The 19190-nt window shown below is 70.4% G+C and carries 17 protein-coding genes and 1 riboswitch; of the genes, 13 read left to right on the forward strand and 4 right to left on the reverse strand.

Annotation, left to right across the window (positions count from 1 at the left end; all coding sequences use genetic code 11):
- Nucleotides 1-14: 14 nt before the first annotated feature.
- Entirely contained in the window at nucleotides 15-1520 is a 1506-nt protein-coding gene (locus tag ACIPAE_RS14935; protein ID WP_366413435.1) for an aminotransferase class V-fold PLP-dependent enzyme, read from the reverse strand.
- Between the two features lie 303 nt (nucleotides 1521-1823).
- On the opposite strand from ACIPAE_RS14935, the gene ACIPAE_RS14940 reads away from it, so the two are divergent.
- The 4 genes from ACIPAE_RS14940 to ACIPAE_RS14955 all read left to right on the forward strand — a co-directional run bounded on the left by ACIPAE_RS14940 (nucleotide 1824) and on the right by ACIPAE_RS14955 (nucleotide 6430).
- Entirely contained in the window at nucleotides 1824-2816 is a 993-nt protein-coding gene (locus ACIPAE_RS14940; RefSeq protein WP_329370343.1) for a cytochrome c oxidase subunit II, read from the forward strand.
- Nucleotides 2813-4558 carry a cytochrome c oxidase subunit I gene (gene ctaD, locus ACIPAE_RS14945; protein ID WP_328463090.1) on the forward strand — a complete coding sequence of 582 codons (1746 nt, stop codon included), beginning with the start codon at nucleotides 2813-2815 and terminating at the stop codon, nucleotides 4556-4558. Before ACIPAE_RS14940 ends, ctaD begins: the two co-directional genes overlap by 4 nt.
- Nucleotides 4555-4953, forward strand: coding sequence for a cytochrome c oxidase subunit 4 (locus ACIPAE_RS14950; RefSeq protein ID WP_328463088.1), 399 nt, complete (start codon nucleotides 4555-4557; stop codon nucleotides 4951-4953). The genes ctaD and ACIPAE_RS14950 overlap by 4 nt, the downstream gene beginning before the upstream one ends.
- Before the next feature lie 136 nt (nucleotides 4954-5089).
- Nucleotides 5090-6430: an Ig-like domain-containing protein gene (locus ACIPAE_RS14955; protein WP_329370345.1), complete on the forward strand. Its 1341-nt coding sequence runs from the start codon at nucleotides 5090-5092 to the stop codon at nucleotides 6428-6430.
- A gap of 71 nt (nucleotides 6431-6501) precedes the next feature.
- Here ACIPAE_RS14955 and ACIPAE_RS14960 read toward each other — a convergent pair whose 3' ends face one another.
- Nucleotides 6502-6921: a hypothetical protein gene (locus ACIPAE_RS14960; RefSeq protein ID WP_329370347.1), complete on the reverse strand. Its 420-nt coding sequence runs from the start codon at nucleotides 6919-6921 to the stop codon at nucleotides 6502-6504.
- Between the two features lie 177 nt (nucleotides 6922-7098).
- On the opposite strand from ACIPAE_RS14960, the gene ACIPAE_RS14965 reads away from it, so the two are divergent.
- From ACIPAE_RS14965 to ACIPAE_RS14990, 6 genes are all read left to right on the forward strand, one after another.
- Nucleotides 7099-7719, forward strand: coding sequence for a heme-copper oxidase subunit III (locus ACIPAE_RS14965; protein WP_328463083.1), 621 nt, complete (start codon nucleotides 7099-7101; stop codon nucleotides 7717-7719).
- A gap of 108 nt (nucleotides 7720-7827) precedes the next feature.
- Nucleotides 7828-8637 (forward strand): cytochrome c, encoded by an 810-nt coding sequence (locus ACIPAE_RS14970; protein WP_329370349.1) that lies wholly within the window; start codon nucleotides 7828-7830, stop codon nucleotides 8635-8637.
- Complete coding sequence (locus tag ACIPAE_RS14975) at nucleotides 8634-9698, forward strand: Rieske 2Fe-2S domain-containing protein (RefSeq protein WP_329370351.1); 1065 nt, start codon at nucleotides 8634-8636, stop codon at nucleotides 9696-9698. Before ACIPAE_RS14970 ends, ACIPAE_RS14975 begins: the two co-directional genes overlap by 4 nt.
- Complete coding sequence (locus ACIPAE_RS14980) at nucleotides 9695-11332, forward strand: cytochrome bc complex cytochrome b subunit (protein WP_402445369.1); 1638 nt, start codon at nucleotides 9695-9697, stop codon at nucleotides 11330-11332. The genes ACIPAE_RS14975 and ACIPAE_RS14980 overlap by 4 nt, the downstream gene beginning before the upstream one ends.
- 172 nt (nucleotides 11333-11504) lie before the next feature.
- Nucleotides 11505-12572 (forward strand): anthranilate phosphoribosyltransferase, encoded by a 1068-nt coding sequence (gene trpD, locus ACIPAE_RS14985; protein WP_328463075.1) that lies wholly within the window; start codon nucleotides 11505-11507, stop codon nucleotides 12570-12572.
- A gap of 158 nt (nucleotides 12573-12730) precedes the next feature.
- Nucleotides 12731-12848: riboswitch (SAM riboswitch) on the forward strand.
- A gap of 272 nt (nucleotides 12849-13120) precedes the next feature.
- Nucleotides 13121-14440 (forward strand): aminotransferase class V-fold PLP-dependent enzyme, encoded by a 1320-nt coding sequence (locus ACIPAE_RS14990; protein WP_366413448.1) that lies wholly within the window; start codon nucleotides 13121-13123, stop codon nucleotides 14438-14440.
- Nucleotides 14441-14592: 152 nt separating this feature from the next.
- Here ACIPAE_RS14990 and ACIPAE_RS14995 read toward each other — a convergent pair whose 3' ends face one another.
- Together ACIPAE_RS14995 and ACIPAE_RS15000 are read right to left on the reverse strand one after the other, a co-directional pair.
- Nucleotides 14593-14874 (reverse strand): Lrp/AsnC ligand binding domain-containing protein, encoded by a 282-nt coding sequence (locus ACIPAE_RS14995; protein WP_328463073.1) that lies wholly within the window; start codon nucleotides 14872-14874, stop codon nucleotides 14593-14595.
- Nucleotides 14871-15650: a rhomboid family intramembrane serine protease gene (locus ACIPAE_RS15000; RefSeq protein WP_402445372.1), complete on the reverse strand. Its 780-nt coding sequence runs from the start codon at nucleotides 15648-15650 to the stop codon at nucleotides 14871-14873. Before ACIPAE_RS15000 ends, ACIPAE_RS14995 begins: the two co-directional genes overlap by 4 nt.
- Nucleotides 15651-15817: 167 nt before the next feature.
- On the opposite strand from ACIPAE_RS15000, the gene ACIPAE_RS15005 reads away from it, so the two are divergent.
- The 3 genes from ACIPAE_RS15005 (at nucleotide 15818) to ACIPAE_RS15015 (ending at nucleotide 19143) form a co-directional block, all read left to right on the forward strand.
- Nucleotides 15818-16078, forward strand: a complete 261-nt coding sequence (locus ACIPAE_RS15005; RefSeq protein WP_328463069.1) for a hypothetical protein — start codon at nucleotides 15818-15820, stop codon at nucleotides 16076-16078.
- Nucleotides 16079-16453: 375 nt separating this feature from the next.
- Nucleotides 16454-17752, forward strand: coding sequence for an NYN domain-containing protein (locus tag ACIPAE_RS15010; RefSeq protein ID WP_366413447.1), 1299 nt, complete (start codon nucleotides 16454-16456; stop codon nucleotides 17750-17752).
- Nucleotides 17753-18108: 356 nt separating this feature from the next.
- Nucleotides 18109-19143: an NlpC/P60 family protein gene (locus ACIPAE_RS15015; RefSeq protein ID WP_329370357.1), complete on the forward strand. Its 1035-nt coding sequence runs from the start codon at nucleotides 18109-18111 to the stop codon at nucleotides 19141-19143.
- Nucleotides 19144-19190 lie beyond the last annotated feature (47 nt).

Here is a 19190-nt window from a genome sequence, read left to right on the forward strand (position 1 = left end):
CGGGACGTCCCCTCTCAGCCGCGGCGCCGCACCAGGTAGGCGACGCCGCGCTCGGCGGGGCGCTCGCCGACGTACTCCTGCGCGCGCATCTCGCACCACGCGGGGATGTCCAGCCGCGCGGCCTCGTCGTCGGACAGCACCGTGACGAGGCCGCCGACCGGAACGTCGCCGATCACCTTGGCGAGTTCGATGACCGGGATCGGGCAGCGCTTGCCGAGCGAGTCGACCAGCAGGCCCTCGGCCGCCACTTCTGGCGCATCCGTCCCTGGCGTCTCCGCCTCCGCTGCCTCCACCCCCGCCGGCTCCACCTCTGCCGGGTCCTCGTCCCCGGCGCCAACGCCCGCTCCGCGTACGGCCGTCGGGGCGCCGAGCTGTGCGCGCACCTGTGCCACCACCTCGGGCAGCGCGTCGAGGAAGCGGTCGACGTCCGCCGGGGAGGTGCCGGCCGGCAGCGACACCCGGACGTTCCCCTCCGACAGCACCCCCATCGCCTTGAGCACATGGCTGGGCGTCAGGGTGCTCGACGTGCACGAGGACCCCGAGGAGACCGAGAAACCCGCCCGGTCCAGACCGGTCAGCAGCGCCTCCCCGTCGACGTACAGGCAGGAGAACGTGACCAGGTGCGGCAGCCGCAGCCGGTCGTGGCCGACCACCTCGACATCGGGGACCAGGCGCGGCACCGCCGCCCTGATCCGGTCCACCAGCACCGACAGGCGGGCCGCCTCGGCCGCCGCCTCCGCGCGCACCGCCCGCAGGGACGCGGCCGCGGCCACGATCGCGGGGAGGTTCTGGAAGCCGGGCGAGCGGCCCGACTCCCTTTCGTCGGCGGGCTCCTGAGGGGCGTACCGGGTGCCCTTGCGGACCGCGAGCAGCCCGACCCCGGGCGGCCCGCCCCACTTGTGCGCGCTCGCCGCCAGCAGCGACCAGGCGCCCTCCACCGGCCCCCACGCCAGCGACTGCGCCGCGTCCACCAGCAGCGGCACCCCGGCCGCGCGGCACAGGTCGGCGACCTCCGCGACCGGTTGGACCGTGCCCACTTCGTGGTTCGCCGACTGGAGCGCGGCCAGCGCCGTACCGCCGCCCCCCGACTCCGGCCCGGTCCGCGGCTGCCCCTCGCCCGCGAGCGCCGCGGCGAAGTCCGCCGGCCGCACCCGGCCGGTCCGATCCACCCCCACTTGTACGGTTTCGGCCCCCGCGGCCGCCTCCGCCGCGTGGAGTACCGCCGAATGCTCCACCGCCGAGACCACCAGCCGGCGGCCGACCCGGCGCCGCCCGGCGGCCGCCCCCGACACGGCGGAGTGCAGCGCGCGCGTCCCCGAAGGAGTGAACACCAACTCGTCGGCGCGGCAGCCCACCGCCTCCGCGGCGGCCTCGCGCGCCGCGTCGAGCAGCAGCCGCGCCTGGCGCCCCTCGCGGTACAGCCGGGCCGGGTCGGCCCATCCCTCGTCCAGCGCGGCGAGCAGCGCCTGGCGCGCCACGGGATGCAGGGGAGCGGCGGAGGCCGCGTCGAAGTAGGGCACCTCAGCACGCTACAACCCGCGCCGCCCGCCCCGGCGCGCCGCTCGGCGCGGCGTCAGAACACCCGCGGCGTGGCGCATTTCCGGGATCGGACCGGGCCTGATCCGCACCCGATCCGCACCTGATCCACCCCTTCGGGGAGCGCCCCGGCGCGTTGGCCCCCCTCCCCGCGAGACTCCAAATAGCGTCCAGTAGGGTTTGTGCCGCATAAACATCCACACCTACGCGCCCGCGCTCGGGCCGACCGACCAGCAGACGGCCGGAACACTCGGGACGCGCGGGCGAGACTCTCGGGAAGGCGCTACGTGAGTCCCAACGGCTCCGACCTCCCCCACGGCCAGGACGGCGTGGGAGGTACCCCATTGTCGCGGCGCCCGGTGCGGCGATGGCTGCCGCGGGCGCTGGCCGCGGGCCTGGTCCTGGCAACCGCTACGGGTTGCTCCTACAAGGACTACCCCCGCCTCGGTATGCCCACCCCGGCGACGGAACAGGCACCGCGAATCCTCTCCCTCTGGCAGGGCTCCTGGGCCGCCGCACTGGCGACCGGTGTACTGGTATGGGGCCTGATCCTGTGGAGCGTGATCTTCCACCGGCGCAGCCGGACCAAGGTCGAGGTCCCTCCGCAGACCCGTTACAACATGCCGATCGAGGCCTTCTACACGATCGTTCCGATCCTCGTGATCGCGGTGCTGTTCTACTTCACCGCCCGGGACGAGACGAAGCTGCTGGACACCTCGAAGAAGCCGCAGCACGTGATCAACGTGGTCGGGTTCCAGTGGAGCTGGGGCTTCAACTACCTGGAGAACGTGGACGGCAACCCCGCCACACCCACCAAGGTGCCGGCGGAGCTCAACGAGATCCCGCAGAACAAGCTCGACTGGCAGCCCGGTGAGGAAGGCGTCTACGACGTCGGCACCGCGGCCAGCAAGGACCCGGACACCGGGCTTCCCGGGCCGACCCTCTGGCTGCCGAAGGGCGAGTCCGTCCGGTTCGTGCTGACCTCGCGTGACGTCATCCACGACTTCTGGGTCATCCCCTTCCTGATGAAGATGGACGTCGTCCCGGGCCAGACCAACGACTTCCAGGTCACCCCGAGCCGGCTCGGTGACTTCAAGGGCAAGTGCGCCGAACTCTGCGGCGTGGACCACTCCCGGATGCTGTTCAACGTCAAGGTGGTCACGCCGGCGCAGTACGAGCAGCACCTCAAGGACCTGGCGGCAAAGGGTCAGACCGGTTTTCTGCCGTCGGGCATTGCCACCACGGGCAACGCGAAGAACTCGGAGCCCAAGACCACATGAGCATTCTCAACGAACCTCAGGGAGCGGCGGAGGCCGACGACTCCTACGAGGACGAAATCCCGGCCCGGGTCAAGAAGCCCGGCTCGATCGCGGTGTCGTGGCTCAGCACCACCGACCACAAGACCATCGGCACGATGTACCTGGTGACGTCGTTCGCCTTCTTCCTGATCGGCGGCGTCCTGGCGCTGCTGATGCGGGCGGAGTTGGCGCGCCCGGGCAACCAGTTCCTGTCCAACGAGCAGTTCAACCAGGCGTTCACGATGCACGGCACCGTGATGCTGCTGATGTTCGCGACGCCGCTGTTCGCGGGCTTCACCAACTGGATCATGCCGCTGCAGATCGGCGCGCCCGACGTGGCGTTCCCGCGGCTGAACATGTTCGCCTACTGGCTCTACCTGTTCGGCTCGCTGATCGCGGTGGGCGGCTTCGTCACCCCGCAGGGCGCGGCCGACTTCGGCTGGTTCGCGTACTCGCCGCTGTCCAACGCGGTGAACTCGCCCGGCGTCGGCGCCGACATGTGGATCATGGGTCTGGCGCTGTCCGGCTTCGGCACCATCCTCGGCGCGGTCAACTTCATCACCACGATCATCTGCATGCGCGCCCCCGGCATGACGATGTTCCGGATGCCGATCTTCTGCTGGAACGTGCTGCTGACCGCGGTGCTCGTGCTGCTCGCCTTCCCGGTGCTCGCGGCCGCGCTGCTGTGTCTGGAAGCGGACAGAAAATTCGGCGCGCACGTCTTCGACGCGGCCAACGGCGGCGCACTGCTATGGCAGCACCTCTTCTGGTTCTTCGGCCATCCAGAGGTGTACATCATCGCGTTGCCGTTCTTCGGCATCATCTCCGAGGTCATTCCGGTCTTCAGCCGCAAGCCGATGTTCGGCTACATCGGCCTGGTCGCCGCGACGATCTCCATTGCCGGCCTTTCGGTGACGGTGTGGGCGCACCACATGTACGTCACCGGCGGTGTGCTGCTGCCGTTCTTCTCGTTCATGACCTTCCTGATCGCGGTACCGACCGGTGTGAAGTTCTTCAACTGGATCGGCACCATGTGGAAGGGCTCACTGAGTTTCGAGACACCGATGCTGTGGTCCATCGGCTTCCTGATCACCTTCACCTTCGGTGGTCTGACCGGTGTCATCCTCGCGGCGCCACCGCTGGACTTCCACGTCTCGGACTCGTACTTCGTGGTCGCGCACTTCCACTACGTGGTCTTCGGCACCGTGGTGTTCGCGATGTTCGCGGGCTTCCACTTCTGGTGGCCGAAGATGACCGGCAAGATGCTCGACGAGCGGCTCGGGAAGATCACCTTCTGGACGCTGTTCTTCGGCTTCCACGGCACCTTCCTCGTCCAGCACTGGCTGGGTGTCGAGGGCATGCCGCGCCGCTACGCGGACTACCTCGCGGCGGACGGCTTCACCACGCTGAACACGGTCTCCACGATCAGCTCGTTCCTGCTCGGCCTGTCGATCCTGCCGTTCCTCTACAACGTCTGGAAGACGGCGAAGTACGGCAAGAAGGTCGAGGTCGACGACCCGTGGGGCTACGGCCGTTCGCTGGAGTGGGCGACCTCCTGCCCGCCGCCGCGGCACAACTTCCTCACCCTGCCCCGGATTCGCTCCGAATCCCCGGCGTTCGACCTGCACCACCCGGAGATCGCGGCCATGGACGCGCTCGCCCACAGCGGCGCCCCGGCGGCTTCCGCGCTGTCCGGCTCGGATGAGACGGAGGCCGGCAAGTGAAGGTCCAAGGCAAGATGTTCCTGGGCTTCGCCGTCTTCATCCTGGCGTCGGCGATCGTCTACGGGATCTGGTCCAAGGAAGCGGCCGGCACCACGGCGCTGTTCATGGCCTTCGCCCTGTGCACCATGATCGGCTTCTACCTGGCGTTCACCGCCCGGCGGGCCGACACCGGCGCGCAGGACCGGGAGGACGCGGACGTCGCCGACGACGCGGGCGAGCTGGGCTTCTTCAGCCCGCACAGCTGGCAGCCGCTCGCCCTGGGCATCGGCGGCAGCCTGGCCTTCCTCGGCATCATCTTCGGCTGGTGGCTGCTCTTCTTCTCCCTGCCGGTGATCCTGATCGGCGTGTGGGGATGGGTGTTCGAGTACTACCACGGTGAGGACCGCACCCAGTAGGCGGCGCAGGCGGCCGCTGAGCGGCCGCCGGCACGAGGGGCGGGTCCGGAGTACCAGTACGGTGCTCAGGACCCGCCCTCACCGTTTTGCAGGCGTCCACCGCGCGGAAACCGGCGGCCGTTCATAGCGTGAACGCATGAACCACCTTCCCGAGCGCCCCCGCCCCCGCCGGCTGATAACCGTGCGCCGCGCGATTCTCGCGGCGCCCCTCGCGATAGGGCTCACCGCCTGCGGCGGTGGCGGCAACCCGCTGGCAGCCTCCCCCCACGACGCCGCGGCCAAGGTCACCTTCGGTACCTCCGGCCGTGGCAAGGCCAACCCGGCCAAGCCCCTCAAAGTCTCCGTGCAGACCGGCTCGCAGATAACCGACGTCACCGCGACCGACTCGACCGGGCGCTACGTCAGCGGCCAGCTCAGTGCCGACAGCAGGCACTGGCACTCCACCACCCCGCTCGCCGCCGGCGCGCACTACACCGTTCGGGTGAGCACCGAGGACTCGGGCGGCCACCCCGGCCGTAAGACCCTCACTTTCGACACCACCGGAGCGGCGGCCGGCTTCCACGTCACCTTCGGCCCGAACGCCGGGACCTACGGCGTCGGCGAGCCGATCACCGCCACGCTCAGCGCCCCTGTCAAGGACAGGCAGTCCCGCGCCGTGGTGGAGTCCCACCTCCAGGTCAGCAGCAACCCCCAGGCGGCGAAGGGCTCCTGGTACTGGGTCGACGACCGCACCCTGCACTACCGCCCCAGCACGTACTGGCCCGCCCACGCCACGATCAGCGCCCGCAGCACCCTCAGCGGCGTGCAGATAGCCAAGAAGCTGTACGGCGGCGCGGACAAGCCGCTCACCGTGCACACCGGCGACCGGATCGAGGCGCTCACCGACGCGTCCACCGACGAGATGACGTTCAAGGACGACGGCAAGGTGGTCCGCACCCTCCCGGTCACCACCGGGAAGCCGGGCTTCGACACCCGTAACGGCATCAAGGTGGTGCTGGACAAGGAGTCGTTCGTCCAGATGAAGAGCTCCACCGTCGGCATCGCCGCCGGCAGCTCGGACTCGTACGACCTGCCCGTCTACTGGGCCACCCGGGTGACATGGAGCGGCGAGTACGTGCACGCCGCGCCGTGGTCGGTCGGCTCCCAGGGGTCCGCCAACGTCAGCCACGGCTGCACCGGCATGAGCACCGCGGACGCGGAGTGGTTCTTCGACCACGTCCGGGTCGGCGATGTCGTGCGGGTCGTCAACAGCCAGGGCCCGATGATGACGCCGTTCGACAACGGCTTCGGCGACTGGAACCTGAGCTGGGCCCAGTGGCAGAAGGGCAGCGCGCTGAACGGCGGTTCCGGCGGCGGCGCCGGCAGCACGCCCAGCACCCCCAGCGGTTCCGGGGCCGGCAGCACCGACCAGGACCAGACCACCCCGGTCGACGTCCCGGCCGGCACCCCCGCTCGCCTCACCCCGCAGACGGCTTGATTCCTGCCGCGATCCCGCCTCGCGTGGGCGCCGTCATCCCTTCACCCACCGACTGCCGTCGCTCACCGGTCCTACCGGTGGGCGACGGCCTTCGTCACGGGCTCCAGGCGGCGGTGCAGGAGGACCGTCAGGGCGTCGGTGAGGGCCACCGGGTCCACCGGATGGGTGATCGCGGCGTCGGCGCGGCTCCAGGTGGCCAGCCAGGCGTCCTGCGGGCGCCCGATCAGCACCATCGCCGGCGGGCAGCGGAAGATCTCGTCCTTCGCCTGGCGGCACACGCCCATTCCGCCGGCCGGGTTGGCCTCCCCGTCCAGCACCATCACGTCGATGCCGCCCTTCTCCAACTCGCTCAGCACCGCGGGCAGCGTCGCGCATTCCACGTACTGCACCGGGGGAAGGTCGGCGGAGGGGCGGGTGCCGACGGCGAGCCGGACCTGCTCCCGGGTGTTCGCGTCGTCGCTGTAGACCAGCACCGTGGCGGTCGCCTGCATCGTGGCTCCTCCTCGTGAAGGTTTTCTCAAGTGGCTCGGATGCTACTCCCGCCAGGGTGTTTCCGAGGAGGGGTCGCCCGATCGAAGGACGCCCAACTAGGCCGTGCGGGTCGCGGAAGGTGCTTGACACACCGAAGGGGGACCCCCGGAGTCAGCGCCGGATAAGGGACCGACATAATGTCGGACGTGGCGACAGCAACAGCAGTAGAAACCGGGCACGCGCACCCGTCGGTCAACCGGCCGAACCTCACCAGCGTCGGGACCATCATCTGGCTGAGTTCCGAGCTGATGTTCTTCGCGGCCCTCTTCGCGATGTACTTCACCCTTCGGTCGGTCACTGGTGAGACCTTCTGGAAGGCCCACGCCGACGCGCTGAACGTGCCGTTCTCCGCGACGAACACGACGATCCTCGTGCTCTCCTCCTTCACGTGCCAGATGGGCGTGTTCGCCGCCGAGCGCGGTGACGTGAAGAAGCTGCGCTCGTGGTTCATCGTGACGTTCGTGATGGGCGCGATCTTCATCGGCGGGCAGATCTTCGAGTACACCAACCTGGTCAAGAAGGACGGGATCTCGCTCAGCTCCGATCCGTACGGCTCGGTGTTCTACCTGACGACCGGGTTCCACGGGCTGCATGTGACGGGTGGTCTGATCGCGTTCCTGATGGTGCTGGGCCGCACGTACGCGGCCAAGCGGTTCACCCATCAGCAGGCGACCGCGGCCATCGTCGTGTCCTACTACTGGCACTTCGTCGATGTCGTCTGGATCGGCCTGTTCGCCACGATCTACCTGATCAAGTAGCCGGTACCGCGCGGTCGGCGCAGCGTCGCACTCCGGACGGAGGACGACGGCCCGCCGACGGCACAGCCAGAAGCATCGACACAAGAGATCCTGACACCGGGGTAATCCGTGAAAAAGCTCTCCGCACGACGGCGCCATCCGCTGGCGGCGCTTGTCGTCCTACTCTTCGCGCTCGCGGCCACCGGGGGGCTGTACGCCGCGCTCGCGCCGGCGCCCAAGGCGCAGGCTGACTCCTCGCAGTCCTCCCTCGCCATCGAGGAGGGCAAGAAGCTCTACCAGGTCGGCTGCGCCAGCTGCCACGGCATGTCGGGGCAGGGCAGTTCAGACGGCCCGAGCCTGGTGGGCGTCGGCTCGGCCGCGGTGGACTTCCAGGTCGGCACCGGCCGCATGCCGGCCAAGCAGCCCGGCCCGCAGGTCGAGGCGAAGAAGAACACCTACAGCCAGGGCGAGATCGACCAGCTCGCCGCGTACATCGCCTCCCTGGGCCCCGGCCCGGCGACCCCGACGAAGGACCAGTACAGCCCGGCCTCCGCCGACGTCGCCAAGGGCGGCGAGCTGTTCCGGACCAACTGCACGCAGTGCCACAACTTCGTGGGCAAGGGCGGTGCGCTGACGCACGGCAAGTTCGCGCCGAGTCTCAAGGGCGTCTCGTCGAAGCACATCTACGAGGCGATGCAGACCGGCCCGCAGAACATGCCGTCCTTCCCGGACAGCACGATGCCCTCCGACGCGAAGGCGAACATCATCGCGTACCTGAAGGCCGTGGACAGCGCGCAGAGCCCGAACCCCGGCGGCTTCACGCTCGGTTCTCTCGGCCCGGTGTCCGAGGGTCTGTTCGCCTGGGTCTTCGGCCTCGGCACGCTGATCGGTCTCACGACCTGGCTCGCTGCACGGACGACTAAGGCCAAGAAATCATGAGCGACGAGACTGGATCGCACAACGACGTGCCAGAGAACCTGCCGAGCGAGCGGGGCGGCCACCACGGCGACGAGGTCGCCAAGCCCGACCCGTTCGCCGACCCCGGGCTGCCGCCCCACGAGTACCGGCGCCAGGACATCGACGAGAAGGCGGCCAGGCACTCCGAGCGAGTGGTGGCCGGCCTGTTCACGCTGTCGATGCTCGGCACCATCGCGTTCATCGCGTGCTTCGTCATCTTCCCGGTCGACAAGATCGTCTACATCTTCCCGTTCGGGCACGTCAGTGCGCTGAACTTCTCGCTCGGCCTCACCTTGGCCGTGGCGCTGTTCGGCATCGGCGCGGGCGCCGTGCACTGGGCCCGGACGCTGATGTCGGACGAGGAGGTCGCCGACGAGCGGCACCGTATCGACGCCGACGACGAGCTGCGGGAGAACGTCCGCCAGCAGTGGATCACCGGCGCGAAGGAGAGCGGCTTCGGCCGCCGCAAGCTGATCCGCAACACCATGATGGGCGCGCTCACCATGGTGCCGCTGGCCGGCCTGGTGATCCTGCGCGACCTCGGCCCGCTGCCGGAGAAGAAGCTCGACCACACCATGTGGGCCAAGGGCAAGCAGCTGATCAACACCAACACCAACCAGCCGCTGCGTCCCGAGGACGTCGTCGTCGGCTCTCTGACCTTCGCCCAGCCGGACGGACTCGAAGAGAGCCAGGAGGACTTCCAGGAGCAGATCGCCAAGGCCGCCCTGATGATCATCCGGCTCAAGCCGGACGACATCAAGGACAAGCGCGAGCGCGACTGGAGCCACCAGGGCATCGTTGCCTTCTCCAAGATCTGCACCCACGTCGGCTGCCCGATCAGCCTGTACGAGCAGCAGACGCACCACGTGCTCTGCCCGTGCCACCAGTCGACGTTCGACCTCTCCGACGGCGCGCGGGTGCTCTTCGGTCCCGCGGGCCACCCGCTGCCGCAGCTCCGGATCAGCGTCAACAGTGAGGGCAACCTCATCGCCCTCGGCGACTTCGAGGAGCCCGTCGGCCCGGCATTCTGGGAGCGCTCATGAGCACCACGACCGATGCACCGACCCGGCGTGGCCGCCCGACGAACCCCGGTGAGCGGGTCGCGGAGTGGACCGACGGCCGGCTCGGGCTCTACAAGCTGGCCAAGTCCAACCTGCGCAAGATCTTCCCGGACCACTGGTCCTTCATGCTCGGTGAGGTCTGCCTCTACAGCTTCGTGATCCTCATCCTCACGGGTGTGTATCTGACGCTGTTCTTCCACCCGAGCATGAACGAGGTCGTCTACAACGGCCCGTACGCGCCGCTCGACGGCCAGCGGATGTCCGAGGCGTTCGCCTCCACGGTGCACATCAGCTTCGAGGTCCGCGGCGGCCTGCTGGTCCGGCAGATCCACCACTGGGCCGCGCTGATCTTCATCGCCGCGATGATCGTGCACATGATGCGCGTCTTCTTCACCGGCGCGTTCCGCAAGCCGCGCGAGCTGAACTGGCTCTTCGGCTGGACCCTGCTCTTCCTGGGCATGTTCACCGGCTTCACCGGCTACTCGCTCCCGGACGACCTGCTGTCCGGCACCGGCGTGCGGTTCATGGAAGGCGCGGTGCTCTCCACGCCGATCGTCGGCACCTACCTGTCGATGTTCCTGTTCGGCGGGGAGTTCCCCGGGCACGACTTCGTCAGCCGGTTCTACTCGGTGCACATCCTGCTGCTGCCGGGTCTGATGGCCGGTCTGCTGGTGGCCCACCTGATCCTGGTGTTCTTCCACAAGCACACCCAGTTCCCGGGTGCCGGCAAGACCGAGAAGAACGTGGTCGGCTCGCCGCTGCTGCCGATCTACACCGCGAAGGCGGGCGGCTTCTTCTTCCTGGTCTTCGGTGTGATCGCCGCGATCGCCGCGATCGCCACCATCAACCCGATCTGGGCGATCGGCCCCTACCGGCCGGACCAGGTGTCCACCGGAGCCCAGCCGGACTGGTACATGGGCTTCTCCGAGGGCCTGATCCGTGTGATGCCCGGCTGGGAGATCAGGGCCTGGGGCCACACCCTGGTGCTCGGCGTCTTCATCCCGCTGATGGTCTTCCCGCTGGTGATGATGGCCATCGCGGTGTACCCGTTCATCGAGTCCTGGGTCACCGGGGACAAGAGCGAGCACCACCTGCTGGACCGTCCGCGCAACCGTCCGGTGCGCACCGGGTTCGGCGTCGCCTGGCTGACGCTGTACTTCGTGCTGCTGATCGGTGGCGGCAACGACCTGATCGCCACGCACTTCCATCTGTCGATCAACGCGATCACCTGGTTCGTGCGGGTCGCCTTCTTCCTGGCACCACCGGCCGCGTTCTGGGTCACGAAGCGGATCTGCCTCGGGCTCCAGCGCCGCGACCGCGACAAGGTGCTGCACGGGCGGGAGAGCGGCATCATCAAGCGGCTGCCGCACGGCGAGTTCATCGAGGTGCACGAGCCGCTGTCGCAGCAGCAGTTGCACGTGCTCACCGCGCACGTCCAGCCGCAGCCGCTGGACCTCGGACCCGAGACCGACGAGAACGGTGTCGCGCGCAAGGTCAGCCCCGTCGCGAAGGTGCAGGCGAGGCTCTCCGAGGGGTTCTACGGCGAGCACAGCCAGATCCCGAAGCCGACGGTCGAGGAGTACGAAGAGATTACCAGCGGCCACGGCCACCACTGAGCCGTCGACACGCTGCCAAGGCCGCCCGGGTACGCCCGGGCGGCCTTGTCGTTCCCGGGCGCACCCCGGGCGTACCCCCGGTGCGCGGGAGGACCCCCACGCGCCCCTGCGGAGCACACCCCACCGATAGGGTGCGGTCAGACGTGTTGCCGTATTCCAGGAGCGTGAAGCCATGAGCGTTGTGCACCCCGCCGGAGGCGAACCCGGGGCCGCGCGCTCGTGGCCGGACATCCTCGGCGCCCTGATCCGCAGGGACGACCTCAGCTCCGCGGAGACCGCGTGGGCGATGGACTCGATCATGAGCGGCGAGGCCACCGACGCCCAGATCGCCGGCTTCGCGGTGGCGCTGCGCAGCAAGGGCGAGACGGTCGCGGAGATCGCCGGACTGGTCGAGGCGATGTACGCGCATGCGACGACCATCGAGGTGCCGGGCCCGACCGTGGACGTGGTCGGCACCGGCGGCGACCGGTCGAACTCCGTGAACATCTCCACGATGTCGGCGATCGTGGTGGCCGGCACCGGCGCCCGGGTGGTCAAGCACGGCAGCAGGTCGGCGTCGTCGAGGAGCGGCGCGTCCGACGTGCTCGCGGCGCTGGGCGTCAACCTCGACCTGTCGCCGCAGCGGGTCGCCGAGGTGGCGCAGGAGGTCGGCATCACCTTCTGCTTCGCCGTCAGGTTCCACCCGGCGCTGCGTCATGTGGCCACCGCCCGGAGCGAGTTGGGGGTGGCGACTCCGTTCAACTTCCTCGGCCCGCTGACCAACCCGGCCCGGGTGAAGGCACAGGCGACCGGGGTCGCGGACCTGCGGATGGCGCCGATCCTCGCCGGGGTGCTCGCCGAACGCGGCTCGTCCGCACTGGTGTTCCGCGGTGACGACGGCCTGGACGAGCTGACCACCACCGCGACCTCGCAGGTGTGGGTGGTCGGGGACGGCAAGGTCGAGCACGCCGGCTTCGACCCGCGGGACGTCGGTCTGGAACTGGTGCCGGTGGAGGCGCTGCGCGGTGGCGAGGCGTCGTACAACGCGGACGTGGCCCGGCGGCTGCTCGCCGGTGAGCGCGGGCCGGTGCGGGACGCGGTGCTGCTCAACTCGGCTGCCGCGCTGACCGCGTTGACGCCGGCAAGCGGCGGCACGCTGGAGGAGCGCATCATCAAGGGCCTGGAGCGGGCCGCGGAGTCGATCGACTCGGGTGCGGCTGAGGCCGTGCTGGAGCGGTGGGTGGCGGCCACCCGCGGCTAGCGGCGCGGCGCGGGCACCGGAACGTACGCGGGCGCGTACCACCGGTGGGCGCGAAACGGGCATATCGGTACAGAGCGTGCGGGCGCGGGCGTGCGGCGCCGTCCACTGAGCGGACGGCATCTTGCGCCCGCGTCGCCGTATGGCACAATCTTGTTCCAGGTCACGAGTGACAGCGCAAAGGCCCCGGCTCGCTGTCCGGCAACCCTCCGTCCGAGGCGGGGTGCCCCGGGTGATGACCAGGCTGTGATGCAGCGAGGCTCACAGCAAGCCGGACTGGGGAGTTCTTTCATGAGCAAGCGAATGCGTTAGGGCCAGTCGGCCCCGGTTCTGCAACCAGCAATTCCGCCCGATCTTCATGCTCCGCGCCGCCCGCGCAGTCGCTTTCGGCTGCACGCTTCGTGGTGCTTTCGCCTGCCTTCCGCCGGGAGTTCGCCTTGACCGTCACCACCAGCACCACTGGTACCACCAGCACCACTGGCGTCAGCGCCGCCGCTCGCCCCGCCGCCGGCGCCGCCGCCACCGACTGCCCCGCCTGTACGACCACCCCGCTGCCCGTGCTCGGCCGTGACGTGCGGGTGCCGCTCGTCACCGGCGGGGAAGTGGGGTACGCCGCCCTCGACTACGCCGCCAGCGCCCCCGCCCTCCAGCGGGTGTGGGACGACGTCGCCGCCTACGCGCCCTACTACGGCAGCGTGCACCGCGGCGCCGGCTACCTGTCGCAGCTGTCCACCGACCTGTTCGAGCAGAGCCGCGAGACCGTCGCGGAGTTCCTCGGCTGCCGCCCGGACGACGAGCTGATCTTCACCCGCTCCACCACCGACTCGCTCAACCTGCTGGCCTCGGCGCTCCCGGCCGGCACCCGCGTCTTCGTCTTCGACACCGAGCACCACGCCGCGCTGCTGCCCTGGCAGCGTGCCGAGGGCGCGCGGGTGGAGTACCTGCCCGCGCCGCGCACCCCCGAACAGGCCGTCGCCTCCCTCGACGTGGCGCTGCACGGCGCCCCCAAGGGCCCGAAGCTGGTCTGCGTGACCGGCGCGTCCAACGTCACCGGCGAGATCTGGCCGGTACGGGAACTGGCCGCCGCCGCGCACCGGCACGGCGCGCGGATCGTGCTCGACGCCGCCCAACTCGCCCCGCACCACCCGGTGGACATCACCGCGCTGGACGTCGACTGGGTCGCCTTCTCCGGGCACAAGCTCTACGCGCCCTTCGGCGCCGGGGTGCTCGCCGGCCGGGCCGACTGGCTGCGGGCCGCCGAGCCGTACCTCGCGGGCGGCGGCGCCACCCGCAAGGTCGCGCGCTCCGGCGACGGGCTGTCCGTCGAATGGCACTCCGGCACCGCCCGCCACGAGGCCGGGTCGCCGAACGTGATCGGCGCGTACGCCATCGCGTCCGCGTGCAAGGCGCTCACCGAGGCCGGCTTCGACTCCCTTGTCACCCGTGAGCGTGAACTCCTGGCCCGGCTGCGGGACGGGCTCGCCGAGCTTCCCGAGGTCCGCGTGCTCTCGCTGTTCGGGTCCGGCTCCGCCCGGGTCGGCGTGCTCTCCTTCGTCGTCCGCGGCTGGAACTCCTCGCACTTCGCGGCCGCGCTCTCGGCGGAGTACGGGATCGGGGTGCGGGACGGGCTGTTCTGCGCGCACCCGCTGGTGCGGACCCTGCTCGACACGGAGCCGGACGAGCCGGGGGAGTGCGGGGCGCCCGACGCGGCGCCCGGCGAGCGCTCCCTCAACGCCGTGCGGGTCAGCTTCGGGGCGGGTACGCCCGAGGAGCACATCGAGCGTTTCCTCGGGGCCGTCCGGACCCTCGTCCGCGACGGTGCGGCGTGGCGCTACCGCACCGAGGCCGGGCGGTGCGTGCCCGTACGGTGACGGGACCGCCCGGGCTGCCCGTCACGCGTCCCCGGCCGGTGGCTGCTCGCCGCGGAAGAGGTGCGTCACCAAGGGGCGCGGGGAACCGCGCGACCAGCCGAAACGGACCGGATGGTCGGACCGGACCATCCGGGGGCAGGACCTGCGGTTCGTCAGGAGTCCAGCCCGATGGAGAACGCGGCCTCCAGGTCGTGCTGGGAATACGTGCGGAACGCGACGTGGGTGTCGGTCACTTCCACCCCCGGGATCTTGGAGATCTGCCCGGGGATGATGTCCGCGAGGTCGTCGTGGCGAGCCACGCGTACCAGCGCGACCAGGTCGTACGTCCCGGTCACCGAGTACACCTCGCTGACGTGGTCCAACGCGGCGATCGACTCGGCGATCTCGGGGATCTGGTCCACTGAGGTCTTGATGAGCACGATCGCGGTGATCACGGCTGGACGTCTCCTTGGGTGGGTCCGATGACGACGCTCACCTTACGCCGTGGCCGGTAGCAGACCCACGCCCACAGGAAGCCGAAGGCGAAGCCGACCACGTGGGCGAGGTAGGCGACGCCGGGGCCGCCCTGCGCGGTCTGAGCGGCGAGCCACTGCAGGACGAACCAGAAGCCGAGCACGACCCAGGCCGGGAACCGCAGCGGCACGAAGAAGAGGAAGGGGAAGAGGCTGGTGACGCGGGCCTTGGGATAGAGGTAGAGGTAGGCGCCGAGGGCACCCGAGATCGCCCCGGAGGCGCCGACCAGGCTCTGCGTGTCGTCGGTGTTGGCGAAGGCGAAGCCGTACGTGGCGAGGTAGCCGGCCGCGAGGTAGAAGAGCGCGAAGCGGACCCGGCCCATGCGGTTCTCCACGTTGTCGCCGAAGACGTAGAGGAAGAGCATGTTGCCGATCAGGTGCAGCCAGCCGCCGTGCACGAACATCGAGGTGAGCACGGACAGGAACGGCACCTTGGGGAACGTGCCCGGGGTCTTGCAGCCGGCCGGCAGGTCGAGCTCGCCGACCGGGAGCCGCCCGTGGAACAGCTCGCTGGGGATGACGCCCCAGCGGTCGAAGTAGACCGTCTGCGCGCACTGGAGCGCGGGCCCGCTGCCGTGCAGCCGGACGAAGCCGGAGAGCGGGCTGAGCAGGAACACCACGGTGCAGATGCCGATGAGGGTGTAGGTCACGACCGGCGGGCGGCGGACCGGGTTCTTGTCGTACACCGGGATGACCATGCACCGATCATGACGGAACGGGACCAACCGGCAAGGACCGCCTCGCCGCAGCGCGCCGGACCTCCGAGGCCGTAGGGTGACCGGGGCACACACGCCCCTCACGTTGGGTATGGGTGAGCCATAGTCCGCCTAGTAGACGCACCGAGACGAGAAGAGGTGCGGAGCCGATGACGGTTCCCCTGCCGACCGCGACCACCCGGTGGCGCTGCACGCTGTGCGGCAATCTGACCAGGTTCGACGTCACCCGCTCGACCCGCGTGGTCGAGTACGTCCACCTCGATCTGGGCGGTGAGCCGCGCACCGAGGAGACCGAGGTGCTCAGCGAGACCGTGGAGTCCGTGCGCTGCCGCTGGTGCAACGCGGTGGACCAGGTCGAACTGGTGGACCGCCCCGGCAAGGACGTGACGGACGGTTCCGCGACGGGTTGAGCTCTGTTACGGGGACAATGGAAGCAGCAGGCGGCGGCCGGAGGGATCGAAGGGGGCCGGGAGGGCGCCGAGGAACCCGACAGGGAGTGACTGGTGGATGGTAACGGCGGCCTACCGCTGCCCGACGAGGAGAGCGGGCCGGGCGCCGGAGCGGCGCGGGACGCCGAGCCGGTGGAGCACGCCGTGCCCGCGGACGGCGGCGCGCCCGCCGACCGTACCGGCCCGGCCGAGCCTTCCGCCGAGCATGCCGCGGAGCACACGGACGCGGCGGGTGAGGACGAGGCGGGTGAGGACGGGGCCGGCGGGGACGCGGCGGCTGACGACGCGCGCGGCGCGGAGCAGGACGGCGCGGTCGAGTCCGCGCTCGACCGGCCGCTGCCCGAAGGCGTACGCCACCGGGTGGTCGCCATCGCCGCCGACGCCTTCGGCGGGTTCACCTTCCCCGAACTGCCGGTGTCGCTGCGGCCGTATGCCCGTTTCACGCCGTCCCGCCGGGTGAAGTACGCGGCGACCGCGCTGGCCGCCGCGCTGGAGTCGGACCCCGGCTTCCGGCTGAAGGTCGCCGGGCGGCTGCGGGAGGCGCAGCCGGAGCTGACCGGGGCGCTGGACTCCGGCACCCCGCCGCCGGCCGCCGACCCGCTGGACGTGGCCGCGGCCGCGTATCTGCTGCGGCCGGAGGGGTGGGCCAAGCTCGTGGCGACCGCGGGCGAGGAGGCCCAGCGGGCCGACGCCGAGCGGGTCGACGAGGAGACGGTCCGCGAACTCGCCCGGCTGCGCGAGGAGGTGGTCGCGCTCCAGGCCCAGGCCCGCGCCGACGCGGCCCGCGCCCGCGGCGAACTCGACGCCGTACGCAAGGACGGCGACGCGCTGCACCGCAAACTGCGGGCCGCGCACAGCGACGTGAAGCGCGCCGAGGCCGCGCAGCGCAAGCTCCAGGCCGAGCTGGACGAGGCCCGGGCGGCCGCCGCGCGCGAGCGTGCCGCGGCCGAGAGCGAGGCGCGCCGGCTGCGGACCCGGCTGACCGAGGCCGAGGCGGTGGTGGAGGCCGGCCGGCGCGCGGTGCGCGAGGGCCGCAGCGTGGAGGAGGTCCGGCTGCGGCTGCTGCTGGACACGGTGCTCGACGCGGCGGCCGGGCTGCGCCGCGAGCTGGCGCTGCCGCCGCGCGACACGCTCGGGGTACGGCCCGCGGACACCGTGGACGCGGTCGCGCCCGGGGCGTTCAGCGCGCGGGACATCGCCACCCGGGCGCTGTCCGCGACCGACCCGGCGCTGCTGGACCAACTCCTCGCGCTGCCGCAGGCGCACCTGGTGGTCGACGGCTACAACGTCACCAAGACCGGTTATCCCGCGCTGCCGTTGGAGAAGCAGCGGCTGCGGCTGCTGGGCGGGCTGGCGGCGCTGGCCGCGCAGAGCGGCGCGGAGGTGACCTGCGTCTTCGACGGGGCCGACCTGGACATGCCGGTGCTGCTCGCGCCGCCGCGCGGGGTGCGGGTGCTGTTTTCCAAGGCCGGTGAGACCGCGGACGAGTTGATCCGCCGGCTGGTGCGCGCGGAGCCGCCGGGGCGGCAGATCGTGGTGGTCTCCGCGGACCGCGAGGTCGCCGACGGCGTGGCGAAGGCCGGGGCCCGCCCGGTCGCCTCGGTGCTGCTGCTCAAACGGCTCGCCCGGGTGTGAAACGGGCACAGCGCCTGACAGGCGTACGGACGGTGCGAAGCGCGTGGGAGGTTTCCCGCGCGCTCTGTGGTGGTGGCGTGAACTCACCGGCTCTTTCCGGCCGTTCGACGGCGGCTTGTGTTCACGAGCGCACGACCGCCAACGCAGTGTCCTCCTGCCCTCACCCCGGGTACAGGGCGCGTAAAGAATATGCGAAGCGGTCGAGATTTTGCCTGCAAGGATTTGAACCGATCACAGTTCGGTCACTAGGGTCTGGGCTCGTACCTCCGCGCAGTCGATCATCCAACCCGGATGGCGCTCGGAGGCCGCCCGCCAGTGAACCGGTAGGCGGCTGAAGGAAGAAGGAGACCGCCTTCGTGGCGTCCCACCGTCGTCCCAAGCCGACAAGCCGCGTGCGCGTCACCGTGCTGACCGCCACCGCGGCGGCAGCGGTCGCGCTGTCCTCGCAGGCTGCCAACGCCGCCGCCCCGGCCAAGGAGTCCGTCAAGGACGCCAAGACCAAGGTCGACGCGCTCTACGACCAGGCCGAGCAGGCCACCCAGAAGTACGACGCGGCCAACGAGAAGCTCAAGTCGTTGCAGAAGGACGCGTCGAACCTCCAGGACCAGGTCGCCCGCCAGCAGGAGCACCTGAACAAGCTGCGGGACAACATCGGCGCGATCGCGGCCTCGCAGTACCGCAGCGGCGGCATCGACCCCTCGCTCCAGCTCTTCCTCTCCTCCAACCCGGACGACTATCTGGACCAGGCGAGTTCGCTCGACCAGATCACCTCGCTCCAGGCCGGTGCGCTCACGCAGCTGGAGAACGCGAAGCAGACGCTGGACCAGGAGCGGGCGGAGGCCACCGCGAAGCTCGCGGAGGTGCAGAGCACCCGCACCGACCTGGCGAAGAACAAGAAGGACGCGCAGGCGAAGCTCGCCAAGGCGCAGTCGGTGCTCAACGGACTGACCGCCGCGCAGCGCGCGCAGATGGCGCAGGACGACGCGGCGGCGGCCAACCGGGCCAGCTCCCGGGTGGACCTCGGCAACACCAAGGCCGCCAGCGCCCGCGCCAAGAACGCGTTCGACGCCGCCGTCTCGAAGATCGGCTCCCCGTACTACTACGGCGCCTCCGGCCCCAGCCAGTTCGACTGCTCGGGCCTGACCTCGTGGGCCTACGCCCAGGCCGGCGTGACCATACCCAGGACCTCGCAGGAGCAGGCGAACGCGGGCACCCGCATCTACAACGCCTCCCAGCTCGAAGTCGGCGACCTGGTCATCTTCTACGGCGACTTCCACCACGTCGGGTTCTACGCGGGCGGCGGCCAGGTGCTGCACGCCCCGAAGCCGGGCGCCGTGGTGCGGTACGAGGCGATGAGCGACATGCCGTTCGAGTTCGGCGTGCGGATCTGACGCACCCGCGCGGGGCGGAGTGCCCCGGCTGATGACCTGGCCCGGGC

Source organism: Streptomyces sp. NPDC087270, assembly GCF_044744625.1.
Classification (GTDB): domain Bacteria; phylum Actinomycetota; class Actinomycetes; order Streptomycetales; family Streptomycetaceae; genus Actinacidiphila.

What these genes read in the sequence shown, in the direction of transcription:
- ctaD (WP_328463090.1), top strand. Translation starts at nt 2,813, where the DNA reads ATGAGCATTCTCAACGAACCTCAGGGAGCGGCGGAGGCCGACGACTCC.
- ACIPAE_RS14955 (WP_329370345.1), top strand. Translation starts at nt 5,090, where the DNA reads ATGAACCACCTTCCCGAGCGCCCCCGCCCCCGCCGGCTGATAACCGTG.
- ACIPAE_RS14960 (WP_329370347.1), bottom strand. Translation starts at nt 6,921, where the DNA reads ATGCAGGCGACCGCCACGGTGCTGGTCTACAGCGACGACGCGAACACC.
- ACIPAE_RS14965 (WP_328463083.1), top strand. Translation starts at nt 7,099, where the DNA reads ATGTCGGACGTGGCGACAGCAACAGCAGTAGAAACCGGGCACGCGCAC.
- ACIPAE_RS14975 (WP_329370351.1), top strand. Translation starts at nt 8,634, where the DNA reads ATGAGCGACGAGACTGGATCGCACAACGACGTGCCAGAGAACCTGCCG.
- ACIPAE_RS14980 (WP_402445369.1), top strand. Translation starts at nt 9,695, where the DNA reads ATGAGCACCACGACCGATGCACCGACCCGGCGTGGCCGCCCGACGAAC.
- trpD (WP_328463075.1), top strand. Translation starts at nt 11,505, where the DNA reads ATGAGCGTTGTGCACCCCGCCGGAGGCGAACCCGGGGCCGCGCGCTCG.
- ACIPAE_RS15000 (WP_402445372.1), bottom strand. Translation starts at nt 15,650, where the DNA reads ATGGTCATCCCGGTGTACGACAAGAACCCGGTCCGCCGCCCGCCGGTC.
- ACIPAE_RS15005 (WP_328463069.1), top strand. Translation starts at nt 15,818, where the DNA reads ATGACGGTTCCCCTGCCGACCGCGACCACCCGGTGGCGCTGCACGCTG.